Source organism: Klebsiella sp. GG_Kp175 (genome assembly GCF_040062325.1).
Taxonomy (GTDB): domain Bacteria; phylum Pseudomonadota; class Gammaproteobacteria; order Enterobacterales; family Enterobacteriaceae; genus Klebsiella; species Klebsiella quasipneumoniae.
In genome coordinates, this window is sequence record NZ_JBEAFX010000018.1 from 1 (window position 1) to 15,679 (window position 15,679).

General features: G+C 44.7%; 8 protein-coding genes, 1 tRNA gene and 1 pseudogene. 3 read left to right on the plus strand and 7 right to left on the minus strand.

The window, feature by feature from the left end:
- Positions 1-340: 340 nt before the first annotated feature.
- From ABLU73_RS21070 to ABLU73_RS21080, 3 genes are all read left to right on the plus strand, one after another.
- Positions 341-425 (plus strand) — tRNA-Leu (locus tag ABLU73_RS21070).
- A gap of 186 nt (positions 426-611) precedes the next feature.
- Positions 612-1,877, plus strand: a complete 1,266-nt coding sequence (locus ABLU73_RS21075; RefSeq protein WP_098947940.1) for an integrase arm-type DNA-binding domain-containing protein — start codon at positions 612-614, stop codon at positions 1,875-1,877.
- A gap of 201 nt (positions 1,878-2,078) precedes the next feature.
- A complete protein-coding gene (locus ABLU73_RS21080; protein ID WP_098947939.1) occupies positions 2,079-2,954 on the plus strand; it encodes a phosphorothioated DNA-binding restriction endonuclease in 876 nt (291 codons plus the stop codon).
- Between the two features lie 77 nt (positions 2,955-3,031).
- Here the strand turns inward: ABLU73_RS21080 and ABLU73_RS21085 are convergent.
- The 7 genes and pseudogenes from ABLU73_RS21085 to ABLU73_RS21115 form a co-directional block, all read right to left on the minus strand.
- A pseudogene (locus ABLU73_RS21085) lies at positions 3,032-3,241 on the minus strand (5'-nucleotidase); the annotation flags it as partial.
- A gap of 40 nt (positions 3,242-3,281) precedes the next feature.
- Positions 3,282-4,604 (minus strand): hypothetical protein, encoded by a 1,323-nt coding sequence (locus ABLU73_RS21090; RefSeq protein WP_117093123.1) that lies wholly within the window; start codon positions 4,602-4,604, stop codon positions 3,282-3,284.
- 182 nt (positions 4,605-4,786) lie between these two features.
- A complete protein-coding gene (locus ABLU73_RS21095) occupies positions 4,787-5,971 on the minus strand; it encodes a hypothetical protein (protein ID WP_348850427.1) in 1,185 nt (394 codons plus the stop codon).
- Between the two features lie 12 nt (positions 5,972-5,983).
- On the minus strand, positions 5,984-9,265 hold the full coding sequence (locus ABLU73_RS21100) for a DEAD/DEAH box helicase family protein (protein WP_100097721.1): 3,282 nt from the start codon (positions 9,263-9,265) through the stop codon (positions 5,984-5,986).
- 12 nt (positions 9,266-9,277) lie between these two features.
- Positions 9,278-10,447 carry a restriction endonuclease subunit S gene (locus ABLU73_RS21105; protein WP_117065130.1) on the minus strand — a complete coding sequence of 390 codons (1,170 nt, stop codon included), beginning with the start codon at positions 10,445-10,447 and terminating at the stop codon, positions 9,278-9,280.
- Positions 10,444-12,078, minus strand: a complete 1,635-nt coding sequence (locus tag ABLU73_RS21110; RefSeq protein WP_098947932.1) for a class I SAM-dependent DNA methyltransferase — start codon at positions 12,076-12,078, stop codon at positions 10,444-10,446. The genes ABLU73_RS21105 and ABLU73_RS21110 overlap by 4 nt, the downstream gene beginning before the upstream one ends.
- 63 nt (positions 12,079-12,141) lie before the next feature.
- A complete protein-coding gene (locus tag ABLU73_RS21115) occupies positions 12,142-15,555 on the minus strand; it encodes a DEAD/DEAH box helicase family protein (protein ID WP_098947930.1) in 3,414 nt (1,137 codons plus the stop codon).
- Positions 15,556-15,679: the final 124 nt, after the last annotated feature.

Here is a 15,679-nt window from a genome sequence, read left to right on the forward strand (position 1 = left end):
TGGGTGGGGGGCGTTGGGTTGTGTTGGGTTGGGTTGGGTTGGGTTGGGTTGGGTTGGGTTGAGTGATTCGGGTGAGAATAGTGTGAGAAAAAATAGAGATTACTTTGAGTAAAGTTTGGGGGGCAAGGGGGAAGGGGAGTGGCTGGCAGGTGGTGCTGGGGTTGCGGGGGTTGTGAGAGGAGAGGTGCTGATGGCAGTCGCGCTATGGAACGGCAGCAAAAGGTGACGCCGCGCAGGATAGCGCTGTTTTTTTCAACACTTAGCGCAATGCCGACACGCTGTCGCTTGCATGACCGCCGCCGACAGGTATAATCCAGAACGTTTCCGCATCCCCTTCAGTGCCGAAGTGGCGAAATCGGTAGACGCAGTTGATTCAAAATCAACCGTAGAAATACGTGCCGGTTCGAGTCCGGCCTTCGGCACCAAAAGCATGTAAATGGACCTCAACTGAGGTCTTTTTTTATGTCTAAAATCCAGTATTTATCTACCTTTCCCGCTATATTAACTCTCTCAAGGTCAACCGACATTAATGTACATCTACCAACACATGTTGGTACAGATGATGGTATTTCCGGTTCGATAATGCTTGTACCAACAGGGAGGGGATAAGCATGGCGTTAACAGATATCAAGGTCAGAACAGCCAAGCCAACGGATAAGCAATACAAACTGACCGATGGCAGCGGTATGCACCTTCTTGTCCATCCAAATGGTTCTAAGTACTGGCGTTTGCAGTACCGTTATGACGGCAAGCAAAAGATGTTGGCACTTGGGGTTTACCCTGAAATCACACTGGCGGATGCCAGAGCACGTCGTGACGAAGCGCGTAAGCTACTAGCGAATGGCGTCGATCCGGGAGACAAAAAGAAAAATGATAAGGTTGAACAGAGTAAAGCACGAACCTTTAAAGAGGTAGCGATCGAGTGGCATGGCAACAATAAAAAGTGGTCTGAAGATCACGCCCATCGTGTGCTAAAAAGTCTGGAAGATAATCTCTTTGCAGCGCTTGGTGAACGTAATATCACTGAGTTAAAAACGCGCGATTTATTAGCGCCCATTAAAGCCGTAGAGATATCCGGACGTCTTGAGGTTGCTGCTCGTCTTCAACAGCGCACTACGGCCATCATGCGTTATGCAGTACAAAGTGGGTTAATTGATTATAACCCGGCACAAGAGATGGCTGGGGCGGTTGCTTCCGGTAATCGACAACATCGTCCGGCGCTGGAATTAAAGCGCATCCCTGAGTTGCTTGAGAAAATAGATAGCTATACCGGCAGACCGCTAACCCGCTGGGCGACAGAACTCACTCTGCTTATCTTTATTCGATCCAGTGAGCTGCGTTTTGCTCGTTGGTCAGAAATCGATTTTGAAACGTCAATGTGGACCATCCCACCTGAGCGAGAGCCCATTCCTGATGTGAAACATTCTCAGCGAGGTTCAAAGATGCGTACACCGCATCTGGTGCCGCTTTCAAAGCAGGCGCTGGCGATCCTGAAGCAGATAAAGCAGTTCTGCGGCGAACATGAGCTGATCTTTATTGGCGATCATGATCCGCGTAAGCCAATGAGTGAAAACACCGTAAACAGTGCGCTCCGGGTGATGGGCTATGACACTAAAGTTGAGGTTTGCGGTCACGGCTTCCGCACAATGGCCTGTAGCTCGCTAATTGAGTCAGGACTATGGTCGAAGGATGCGGTTGAAAGGCAGATGAGCCACATGGAACGTAACTCTGTGCGGGCAGCGTATATCCATAAAGCGGAACATCTGGATGAGCGCAAGCTGATGTTGCAGTGGTGGGCTGATTTTCTGAATGCAAATCGGGAGAAAGGAATTACGCCGTTTGACTATGCGAAGATCAACCGGGGTAATGGCGATTGAGTTGAGTGCCTTTATTTCTCGGTTGATGCTTAAATTAAAGGGACCAATCAGCCAAATTAGGGCTGATTGGTCCCTTTAATTTTTTACCGTTGTTATCAGAATTCCATCCGCGAGACAAAAAAGATGTCTGCAATAATGTCTTGAATGTACATATAGTTGCGAGCATCATCGCAAATATGTGCTCATGGATTCTTCAATGCAATGACCTCTGACAAAACCCTAAAGCAAGCGATATCAAATATCACTATTTGGCGCAAAGGCGAACAGCGTGCGCCGCATAAGCCTTTATTGCTGCTGCACGTCCTCTCAGACTATCGGCAGGGTCACGATCGCCTGTTTAACTATGGTTCTGAAATCTACGAGCCCCTGTTGGATCTTCTGGAACGTTATGGACCGCAGCGCCGTGACCAGCGCCCGGACATGCCGTTTTGGCGTTTGAAGGGCGATGGCTTCTGGGAACTACAAAACGCGGAACTGTGCTCAACCAATGGTAGCCGCCAGCCGCCCCGACGTGAACTCATCGAATATAATGTCGCGGGTGGATTTGATGCCGACAATTTTGCGTTGGTGGCAAAAAATCACAGGTTAATTGATACGCTGGCGCAGCAGCTCCTGGAGGCGCATTTCCCGGCCAGTATTCAGGAAGACATCGCTGACGAGTTGGGCTTTGATATTCGCACCTCTCTCCGTCAACGCGATCCGAAGTTCCGCCGGATGGTGCTACGTGCTTACAATTATCAGTGTGCGATCTGCGGCTTCAACATGCGCCACGACAATGCGCCGATTGCTCTGGACGCTGCCCATATTAGATGGAAGCAGCATCATGGCCCTTGTGAAGTACCCAATGGCCTGGCACTGTGTGCGATTCATCATAAAGCGTTCGATCGCGGCTCGATTGGTCTAGATGAAAATATGCGTGTGGTGGTTTCAGGTGCAGTTAATGGCGGTGGGGTGGTGCAGCGATTGTTCTGGGATTTTGCAGGGAAGACGATCGCGCTGCCACCGGTTACGGGTAATCATCCGGGTGAGCAGTTTGTGGAATGGCACAGGAAAGAGGTGTTTAGAGGGGAGCATTGATCTGAGGTGGGGCAGTTATTTTGCATGTGGTATACAAACCATTCAGCCTTAATGACTAAATGGTTTGTCAGCGATAATCACGATGCTTCACGTTCTGCAAGTTCGGAGTTACTGGCATAAGGGACTTTTCCAGAAGGTACAACCTTTGCAGCCGCGATCAAATGCACATCCTGATCGTCAAAGAAAATTTGTGGCTTAAACGCCTTCAGGACTTTCAGATGTATCATCTAACGTAAACTCCAAGGGTACAGGAGGAAGTACCCCTTGTTCTTTATTCATTTCAACACAAAAAATGACCTTGCAATTGAGTGTTTGTCACTATTCTATTTACGTATCATGCTTTATTTTCTTCAATCTTTTGATATAATCGATCGTTGAAAAAAACACTTTTCGACATAAGATGGTACATCTTATTAATGCACGCACAATAAAACCACATATTTTTAGAAGGATGAATTTAACTCTATATTTCTCAGTTATGAGTCGATTCTCTACATTACCTATTTTTGTCATTACATTGGCAATTTTCCCACCAATAAAAAAAGACATAGCAATAAACCACATCCATCTATAATGAGGGGCATTTTTACTTAAGGATAAACGAGCTTGTTCTTTTAATAAAACTTGGCGGTACCTTAATAATGATGTGGTTACACACTCATTGGCGACAGCGAAACGGTCTGACATGCCTGTTTTATATTTTCCCTCTTGAATGGCATTGCAGTAAGCTGGGGGGGGTGTCTGGCACCATCGAGAAGGTGATGGCAATTGTGTTATTGTTTTGGAAAGAGATTTATTTGGGCATAGTTTTTTATTGAAGTCTTGAAATTCCTGTCTGATTTTATCTGGAGATACTTGATTGCTATAGTACTCAGGAATTCGGTAGAAGGTGTCAAGATTTTCAGGTATTACATATTCAATAACAGATGATTTTGTACTAGCAATATTTTCTAGCGTTTCTTGAATGTACGATGCCCACTGACAAGATGACATTTCGGTAAGCCCGTTATTGTCACACATGCGGCTGTAGTCTTTCACCTGAAAAAGAAGGTATTTGGCTGCATCATTAATATCCGTAATTGTTTTCTCATATGCGGTTTTACCGACAGCTACCTCTCTGTCGGATACCCAGAAAATACCGTTGCCAACTGCTGTCAGTATTAGGAAAATATCTGTCCACTGTCTGAATTTCTCTCCTGTAGCAAAAATATCACTAATGATTACTGCCAAAATCCAACCACTCAATAGCCCTATGAAGCTAAGACTTCCGAGTCCAGCTGCGTTACCCGTTGCACCTGTACCTCCTATTTCATAGGTCAATGGCAACCACTGGATAGATGGAAAAAGATGACAGAGCGATAATAGACCTGGGGCTATAAGAAGAACAAAACAAATGATGAGTCCCTTTTTTCTGGCAAGTATCCATGAGCTCAAGAAAACAAAGGGTAATAATAGAATAAAGAGCTCAAGAAAGTATCCCCCTAAGGCTACAGCAACTTTACTGGGAGACCAGTAACTGCTCAAAAGAATACCCTGTGCGTTTGTTTCTACAAAGTTGGTACTAATCACTCCCATCCCATCCAGTGTTTGTAATAAGGCGTATCCAGCGCTGTAACAAATCATTATGTAGGGATAAAAGAATAGGATCATAATTTACTCTCAATCGAATTGAATATCTATGCTCAATAGGGCTCCGGGGATATTCCGTTGTCCAGACTTTACATCTTATTCTCTGAAACTTCTCACTATGGTTCGTGGGGAGAGTCAGTAGAAGTACGTGGCGTTTGCTATCTCCTCATCTGGAGAGATAGTAAACGATTTATTTTTATTCATCACCAATCCATATTAGAAGCATCATCAAATATACGTGTCAAATATTCGACAAAATTGTTCATGTCATCCTCGGATGACATCGCATTAGCATACTTACCGTTAATCGCATAAGAAAGAATTAATGGATTTCCTGACTCAATATAAATTTTAGCGGGTAATAAATTGCCACTCCACATATTTTTTACAAATTCCTGTAATAGCTCCATAGCTTCAGGTGCAACAAAATCAATACCGTTTCCAAATTTAAAATGTTCTTTGTTTCGACGATGTGGCATCAAAAGTGGTACAGCACCAACCGAAGAATGAAATTCCAATGTTTGTCCATCTTTTCCAAATGAGCCATGAGAAACAAAATTTCTTATTTTCTGTCTAAGTATGATCAAACGATCATAAAAAACTTTCATTTCGGGAGTGTTAATATCGATAGCTAGTCTAAACTTTGTTTTCCACTCTTCTCCAATTTTATCATAAACATCAACACCTGTTTTTATTTTTCCATTTAAAATTGCTATCAAAATGAAAACATGTTCCGTCCAATTGAAAAAAGATTCTATAGCAGATATTGCATACCAAATAGCCTCTTTACGAAGATGAGCTATTTTATTATAATTTTCAAAAATATCACTAGTCCGAATGGAAAATAAATTTTTATTATCAAGAGTTAAGGTAGGGGTGTTTTGTACATGTACCTCTGGTTTGGCTTCTATTCCTATAATTTGTTTGTTAATGTTATCGTAACAATTAAAAAAATGGCAGAAGCGATCATAAAGCTCATTGCTATTATTATTAACATTCAAGTTAGAAGTTTTGGCTGCTTCATCGGCAATATAATTAAAATATTCCGTGCCTGCTTTAACTCCAGATTGTATACATTTCAAAATAGCTTTTGCTTTATCCTCATCGTTTTTATTTTTTATAAAAATGCCTAACCCCATTTTTCTATATTCTACAATAAGAGTAGTGTTTTCTATTTTTACAGGTATTGAAAAGGCCACCTTTTCCTCTGGGCCATTAAAATTAAAGTCAAGCAAGTCAACCAAAAGAAAATATACTAGGTAATAAGGAGGTAGAAAGTCTCCTGCCTCCGAGCGGATGCCCCAGAAGTATTCATCTACTCCTGCTTTTTCCATCGGTTTTATAGCATGCTCAATTCTTTTTTTTATAGTTTTTAGGTCGATCATCATTATTTTTCCATTTTATTTAGAACCAATAACAACTAAATCTGCCATCGTTGTTTTCTTTATAAATAGCGCCGTGCTGCCAAGTAGCTTAAGGCCTTCTTCATTAATTTTGCGTACTCTAAGCCCTGGTTGAACAATAACAACTTGGAATTTAAGAGGTGTGATTCTGGAACGCTCTTTCATAGCGGCAAGGTCTTTTATAGTGCCTTTCAGAAAGCGAGAATAACCACGCGATCGCCACTGTTCCTCACGACGCTTAATGTGGTGGTATAAATAGGAAAGATTCAGGTGTTTCCAACGAATGCATCTCTGTGCCTGCCCACATACTTCGTAAAGGTCTTTAAGTCTGGCCCCTGCTTCTTCTGAACCTGAATATTTGCAATGGATTAAGGAGAGAACAATACAGTCATCAACTATTCTCAACCCCACTAAATCTGCTGACTCACCTTTCCCATCATCATTAATAATGACATCGTAATTATCTTTAATTTCACAGTACCAACGCCATTGGATGGATGATGGATCACGAGTATAGCCCATTGATTCCACTCGAACATCAGTTCCTTGCCAATCAAAAGCTACAATTTCGTCTTTGTCATAAAGGCCAATATTTTGGCTTACATGGACTATATGAGCGTTGTATGAAAATGAACCATCGGAGTAATGAATCATTACTGGATCAATTTCCATATACTCTGATAGTGATACCGGTTCAGATTCACCACGCTGTACAAAAACTTCAGGGCCAGATATCAACTGATAGGCATAACCTTTTGCTGTAGCACTTCCCGTGAGAGATAATTTATATTCAGATGACGTTTCATCTGTAGAGAAAATGAGTCGTACATTACCATCGTCAAACTTTCCAGCAGTCCTAACCTCTACTAAATATAAATGCGCAGATACAGCATCAAAATGAAAAATAACTTTATCTTCGAACGCAGTAAGCAAATACTCACCCCATTGAGCTGATATTGGATATTCATTATAGGGTTCAAGTAATGGGACTGGACGCAAAAAGTTACGCGTAAGATTGTTTGGATCCGGTTCAGAACTAAAAATCTTGTCCCATGCTTTCTTAACCCAGTTGCACCAATCAGCAATGCTGCCACCTTTTTGTGGTGACCAGACTTTACCTCTGCGTTGCGAGCATCCCCAGATTACACGGTTTCCGGATTCATAACCTAATGCTGCAATATTGCTTAAGCTTGATTGAGATGCTTCAATTAGTGATAGCCCCTCAGTGACATTTGGGCCAAAGTATTGAGTAAAGCTGATTGCCCCAATTTGGGATGCGCCTAAATTTCTTGCCAAAGGATATTCAATACCATTAAATACATTAAAGACTTTTTCACCACTGACAACTTCAAATTTATCATCACAAATAGTACTGACTAGATTCTCAACTCGGAATGCTTTATAGTCATTTGAGAATACAAACAAGGCGGATCTGTCTTGATCCCAATGAGCAATTAGAATTTTATAATTGGTATCTTTAAGATCTTTGTAGTTTCCCCATCGGACTGAAGTTGCCTGGACAGCTAGCACAACAAGCAAATTCTCATCTTCAGCTATTGCATGCCAGGATTCATCGAATCTGGGCAGTTTCTCCTTGTATCTTTCAGGCTCCCAATTGTCACAGTACGTTTTAAATAACATGACAGAACAACTTGGCTCAATATTCCAGAGAGAAATCTGATCGTGTAAATCACCTTTCCTTTTTAAGGCATCCACGACCTCTTGCAACCTAATCTCTCTGGCAATTCGTCCTTCAGAGAGTCGCCTTAATACGTTATCCCAATCGGCATCTGTTGAATATAGATGCTGTAATTCACCTTCAACATTAGGGTCCGCAACATTCATGACTACACTGGCTTGACCAATTTTCTGTGCTTTATTGACACGAGTAAATCGGCCAATGAACTGCAAAGTTACTGCAAGAGACTTATGATGATCATGCAAAGCGGCAATTTTCAGGTTGGGTAGATCATAGCCTTCTCCCAACATGTCTACGCAAATAACGATTCTTGATTGTCTTGATAATAATTTATTAAGACGTTTTTTTATTTCCGTTTTAGGATAATCAGAATGAACAACGATTGGATTAAAGTTTGGTGCAATTTTCTGATAAATAGTAAGTATTTCTTCTGCTCGCTGCTTATTGCTAGTACGCGCCATGAGCAAATGGTCAAGGTCATTATTTAAGTCTATACGCAGTTGACCTACAGCTGTATCCGCGATTGCATGATCCATAAGGTCAGAGTAATACTCCTCTACAGGCAGCAAATTTACATTTGTAAAATAGCCTGCTCGTTGGGCTTCCCCCATCGTATAGTTATAGATAATTTTTCCACCAAGGGACTTTTTATCATTCCTAAAGGGAGTAGCTGTAAACTGCACTACACGTTTGTCTGTGAATCGTTCGCGAATTGTCTGCCATGATGAGGCTGAGATATGATGGGCCTCATCAACAAAAAGATGGCTACACGACTCGCAAAGTGCATTTAATGCTGCTTCGGAGCAGGCAGACAAAACGCTGGTCGTAGCAACCAAGACGTTTGATTCACAAGCTAATTGCTTAGCTTCTTCCGCTACCTGAATTCCCTTCTTAATAATGGCGACATTAGGGAGTGCAATGTTAGGCGGAACGACTGTTAGCTCTGGCAAATATCCCAACTCAATGAATTTTTTGGATATTTGTGTTCGGAGAGAGTCAGATGGGACTATGAGCAAAATTCGCTCACATCGCTGGTATATCATGGTAGCCAGCATTGTTTCCGTTTTTCCCGTTCCAGTGGGCAGTACGACGGTAGCAGGTTCTACCTGTAAATCAGTAGCGAAATAGCCTGCAATTGCATGAAGTGCACCCAGTTGGGGTTTTCTAAGACCAGGAGAATTGCGCTCTGGATCGTCCTCTCTAAACTGAAATTGATGATGCCATTGTTCATTAATTTCATCTGGTGAAGTACTAAATGCTTGCTCTGGAAATTGCTCCCAAATTAATTCCGTATCTTCTCGCCATTTTTCGAATGTAAATGGTTTCTTAGCTTTAAGAGAAGCCACACCATTTGCGCATTTCCCTCTGGAATTTGGATCTTTCAGATAGATATAGTCTAGAGGAGGCTTTAGACCCGTAACAAGTTCAAAATATCCTGGGAAACGTGCATTTCTGACTTGAGCCTTCACAGTCGTTGCTCGGCAAAGTAACTTATGAACAAAATTCCCACCCACTTTTTTTGCAGGGGCTGTTTTCGTGGGTAAGGTAAATTTAATTGTTAATAGGTCAAAGAGGTCCAATTGCTATTGCTCCTATGGTTGACAGAGGAAAGCTTTTTGGTTTATAGCACAAAATGTCTCATCGATTCCAAATCCAAAATGATGATATTTATCAATGAGAAGCATAACAGACTGACGAATTTTAATATATTTCTTCTGTAGCTCTAGTGGTGGATAAGGAAACTCTAAATTGCTCAAAACTCCGGTGTTCATATGGGTAAATGTACCATCCGGCCCAGTTTTGAGGTTACCGACTCTACCTTTGCAGTACGTCATAAGAGATACGAAATATTCTGGATACAATTTTTCGCCGAAACGAACCCGAATAAGATTTGTACTAATAATAGATTTTTCCGTACTCGATCTTACAACACCCATTTTACCAACAGTACCAGCTCTGGAAATAATTACATCGCCATCTAATACAGAGTAGGATTCAAGCTCTTGATATTTATATTCACTTACCCAAAGAGAAGGTAAGTCAATAAAGCCTCCTTTTAAGGTAATATTATCCATGTTCCATACAGGAACTCCTTCTCTTGTGTACTCATCTTTTTTCAAAGCACTGCCAAAAGGGCCGCATTTAGTACCATTTTTTTCATCAATAAAAAAATCACTTAATACCTTAATATCAAAACCCTTAGGATTCATTACCGGATCGCCAAACATCTCCAAAAACGTAGCGCGCAAAAAATCATCAGCCAGTTTGATGGCTTGCTCGCGTTTTTGGCGTATACCATCGGCTTTATCAAGGATAGCAGCAATGCGTTTTTGTTCTTTTAACGAGGGAAGCCTAATTTTAATATCTTGTATCTTTTTTACTGACAAATGTTTTACAGTCACAACATCTGTTGTGGCATGAATTTTATCCAATTCCTTTTGCAAGAAATGATATAGAAAATTTTTATCAAGTGTTTCAGGATTTGGCGTAATTTTACATACCCGTTGGTTCAACAACGCATCAGTACCTTTCCAATACTCACGATTGAAATCTCCATCCATCCCAACAAGTAAATCGCCTTTTTTAATAAGGTATTTTAAGTCATAACTACCTTCATAATAGGTCTCGGTTCTTCCAGAAAGAATATCTCTAATACGGATTAGTGGAACACCATTTTTCTGATTGAACCCACTTGAAGGAAATGCAAATCCAGACAATATATCTATATGTTTGCCAAGAGTGACTAATTGATATTTACTCACAGCATACCCTCCAGCTCATCCAGATCCGCCAGAATCTCTTTTTCCAGATCTTTTAATCGTTTCAGTATCACCTTCGGATCTTCATACTCATCGGCCTGATACACCACCTCTTTGTAACGATTGATGGAGAGATCGTATTTCTGCGCAGCGATATCCGCTTTCGGCACCACAAAAGTCGCCTGTGTGCGATCCTTAAAGTCAACATCAGCCTCAATCCCTTCCGGGCTCTGCTGTTTCAGCAACGAAGCAAACTTCTCACCCATAAAGTTATCTACCGGCAAACCACGCAAAGCACGGTAATGCTTCCAGCTTGCCAGTAAATGCGGCAGGTCGTTATCTTTTATCGGGTTACGCTTATCATCCAGGCTGTAGCCGTCATTTTGTAGATCGTAGAACCAGACCTCGTCCGTCTGACCACCTTTGGTAAAGATCAGGATCGCCGTCGCCACGCCCGCATAAGGCTTGAATACGCCGGAAGGGAGGTTAATCACCGCTTCCAGCTGGTTATCTTCTACCAGCGTTTTACGCAGTGATTGGTGCGCCTTACTGGAGCCAAACAGCACACCCTGCGGCACGATAGTGGCACTGCGTCCACCTACTTTCAGCATTTGCAGAATGCGCGCCAGGAACAGCAGCTCAGTTTTCTTGGTTTTCACCATCGCCGACAGCGTGGCGTCGATATCTTCCTCATCCAGAGAACCAGTAAACGGCGGGTTCGCGAGAATCAGGTTGAATGCGTTTTTACTGGCCTGCGGAAAGTTGGTGCTGAAGCTTTGGCTCATGGTGTCCTGATAGTGAATATCCGGCTCTTCCACTCCGTGCATAATCAGGTTCATGGCGGCAATACGCAGCATGGTGGTATCAAAGTCGTAACCGTGGAACATGTTGTTATCCACATGGTCACGCCACGGCGTCAGCAAATCGCCAGTAAAGATTTTTTGCTCTTCTAATTCGCCGCGTTCGTTGGTGCCAATCTCGGTATGAATGGACTCTAGTGAACTGTATTTCTCCAGCAGGTACTCATAACTGGTTGCCAGAAAACCGCCCGTACCACAGGCCGGATCGCAGATCGTTTCACCACGTGCCGGGTTTGGCTCCATCATTTCAACCATTGTGCGGATAATGTGGCGCGGCGTGCGGAACTGACCGTTGATCCCGGCGGTGGTCAGCTTGCTTAACAGATATTCGTAGAGATCGCCTTTGGTGTCGCCACGATCCAGCGGCAGGTTTTTGATCACCTCCACGGCTTTGGTCAGCAGTGACGGTTTAACAATCTCCAGGCGAGCATCTTTCATAAAGTTGCCCAGCAGCGTCACTTTCGTATCTTCAGCTTGCCCAAGCTGACGGAAATGCTGGAATACGCCGTCGCGCACCACTTCCATCATTTCGTCCGAGCCAAGGTTGCTGTAGTGGCTGAAACGGAACTCCTGCTGCTCAGGCGCAAAGCGTGGTTTAAAATCAATGCCCGCGATTTGCTTACGTTTCTCGTCCCGCTGTTCCTGGGTATCCAGCATACGGGAGTACATCAGGTAGGTGATTTGTTCGATTACGGTCAGCGGGTTAGTGATGCCACCTACCCAGAAATCTTCCCACAGGCCGTCGATTTTACTTTTTAAGTCACCGGTAATCATTGTTAACGTCTATACCCTGTTATAAATACAAAAGCCCCGCTGCCGGGGCTTGTCATGTGTGTATTATACCGTCGCTGCGTCGGTCACAACACCCAGCTCTTCGACTATCTTTTGCAACCGGACGATCTGCTCTATATCCGGGAACACACCGGTAACGCCTTCGTTGTGGATATGCGTAAACGGCTGTTCAAAGAGCTGCCGCATTTCAATGGTGCCGTAATCGCGGATGTGGTTTTTCAGCAATGACAGGAAGCGCAGTTGCTGGCTGGTCAGGCTGTTATCAGCGGCGAACTGAGCAAAGCGCACTTCCACCGCGTCGCTGTCCATCCCGATGATGGTACGCAATAGTTTATCCAAGCTGGCGGTCGCCTGCGGGTAGAACTCTTTCAGTGCCCGGATATCAACGTTAGGATTCTGGATCAGCACCAGCTTCGCCAGTTCATCCAGCTCGTTTTGCGTGACCGGCTCGCCGTTGCGGATTTTTTTCAGCACCGGATTTTGCTGGAACAGCGGCTCCAGCGCTCCCTGAACCTGCTGGCGATAGAGTTTGAAATCAATCGAGCGGATATTGGTTTTACGGGTTTCCGTCTGGATCAGGTTCGCATCTTCGGTAATATCCACCTGTATCGAACCAAATTTCGGCGTCGCATCTTTCTCCATCAGGTGCATGATGCCGCGCAGGTGAATGCGGATATCTTCCAGTTCTTCCAGACTGGCCTGCTTCCACCAGCCTAAATCACGAAGCTGATTAATCCGCTGTCCCTGCTGTTGCACCTGAGCCAGATGCGGCGGCAGGCGTTCCACTTTCTCGATGATGACCGGCCAGAGCACATCCAGCTCTTCCGGGTTGGAATAACGGGCAGTTTGCGCCGCCAGAATATCCATATCGAAGCGCATGGCATCGCTTTGCCCGCGCACATCCAGCCACTGCATCAGCGGGGCCAGAATGGACAGCAGATCCTGCTGCGTTTTTGGGGAAAGCTGGCGCAGCACTTTTTCATCGCTGTACTGCGCTTTTTGCTGCCACTTTTCCTGCACGGCAATCGACTTTTCATCCAGCGCGTTGATCTGCTCGCGGAGCTGGTGAGCGACTAAATCCACCGCCTGTTTGTCGAACTTACGCTGCGCGGCAGCCCCCAGCATAACCCACGCTTCGAAGCGTTTTTGCGCCAGCGATTTTGTCGTTTTCACTTCGGCTTCTTCGGTATGCAGCTCGTGATACTCAAAATTGCCCCAGTGATCGAAGATACGGAATTTTTGCTTATCCAGCGGTTTGCCGTTATCGTCGTAGCCGTACAGCCCCGCACAGAGGCGCGTACCACGGCCAATCATCTGCCAGAACTTCACTTTTGATTTGACCGGCTTGGCAAAGACCAGATTCACAATTTCCGGAACATCAATACCGGTATCAAGCATGTCAACAGAGATAGCGATGGTCAGCTCTTTGTTGGTGCTTTCATCCAGCCCTTTAAAATCGTCAATCAGTTGCTCGGCGCGGGGATCGTAGTTGTCGATGACCTGGCAGAAGCGTCCGGCAAACTGCGGGTACATGTCGTCGAACAATTCATTCAACAGCAGCGCGTGTTTGTGGTTACGGGCGAAAATGATGGTTTTACCTGGCAGTTGGCCGTCCCGATCTTTCAGGCCATTTTCCATCAGGTTACGCAGGATATAGCGGTTGGTGTCTTTGTTATAAATTGCCTCATCCAGCGCCTTGCCATCAAATTCCAGCGTATTAGGATCGATACCCTGTTCTTCAAGTTCGCGGATTTGTTCGTCGCTTAATTTCTCCCGTTTGATGCCTTCGCGCAGGAATTCTGTGGTGTGCGTGACAACCTCATAGGGAACCAGATTGTTATCGGCGATGGCATCTTCCAGGCTGTAGTTGGCGGTAGGGATACGTCCTTCACAACCAAACAGGCCGAAAGTGGTTTTACTCACCATGTCGATCGGCGTGGCCGTCAGGCCAATCTGGAGGGCATCAAAATACTTAAACAGATCGCCGTAGACGTTGTAGATCGAGCGGTGGGATTCGTCGGCAATGATCAGATCGAAATAACCGACATCGAAATGGTCCATGATTTTCATCATGCCGGGATAAGTGGCAATGTAGATCCTGGCATTCTGCCTGTCTGCTTTTTTCGATTTCCCGACCACATACAGCGGCTCATTGGTGAATTGATTGAAGGCATTCGCCGCCTGTTTGCGCAGCTCTTTACGGTCGCAAAGGAACAGAACGCGTTTTACCCAACGGGCATCAATCATCAGTTTGCTCAGTGCAATCGCTACACGGGTTTTACCAGTGCCGGTGGCCTGAACGATTAATGACTGACGATATTTATTGGTAAACCGTTCGCTGACGCGGGCAATGGTTTCAAGCTGGTACAAACGTCCAGCAACGGCCTTACCTTCGTTGTCTTTTACGTGCGGCACACTGTTCAGTGGCAGACGGGTTTCTCGCTGCTGAATAAGATATTGCAGGCTTTCCTTGCTGTAGAAGCCAAATACCCGGCGCGGAGGATAACCATGAGTTTTATGGTCGTCCCACAGCCAGATGTCGTAGCCGTTGGTGTAGAAAATGACCGGACGCTGACCATATTCTTTTTCCAGCCAGTCTGCATACAGTCGGGCCTGAATTCGTCCTTGTTCGGCATTGACGCTGGTTTTTTTTGCTTCCACCACTGCCAGCGGTTTATGCGCCTCATCCCACAAGACATAATCCGCATAACCGTCGCCGGTTGCAGTAGGTTGTTCTTTAACCGGGTGTTCCTGCGTAACCTGATCGGTATTGTTAAGCTCTTCCCCTACATTCCAGTCAGCGGCAAGAAGGCGAGAATCAATCAGGCGGCGGCGGGTTTCCGCTTCATCAATAGAAAGAATATCGGCAACATGCTGGTTGCGAGCTCTGGCTTCATTCAGGCGCTGGGTGAGGTGTTCAGCCTTCTCCTGCTCCTGCTGTAGTGCGCGTTGTAATGCCAATTCGCGCTCACGGCTTTCATCCTGAGCTCTGATTGCATCTTCCAGACGTTTTTCATCTGCACGACCTGAAGATTGTGTTAACGGAGGGAGAGAGAATTTGGGGCAGTCATCAACATTACCATGGGCATAACGAACATACAGCCAGACACCTAATAAATACGCTTCCTTAAGCAGCCAGTAGGTATCTTTGGCTTTGATACGTCCACCGTGCGCGGCGCGGTTGCCGTGGATACGCAGCGCATCCATTTTCATGATGATGGCTTCCGGCATCATGCTGGTGAAGACATCGGCGTTCATTAAATCATACAGATTTGCTTTGATGCCTTCAGGCAGCCGTTCCTGGCGGTATAACCAACGTACCATCAATTCGGTGTAGTTGCGTAGCTTGACCAGACAGCTTTCCGGATCGGAGTGAACATATCGTTCCGCCATACACGCGAGTTCTGCCAGTTCCGGCCACTGGCTGCGCAACATTTCAAAATTGAGAGACTGCTCCATCAATCATCGCCTTATGTCGTGGATACAACAGGATTTCTGGAAAGGATATCACACTAATTTGGCTGACAAAGTGAGCCCAGATTTATTCACTAAACAACATTACTGTTGAATGTTGTCTCATGGT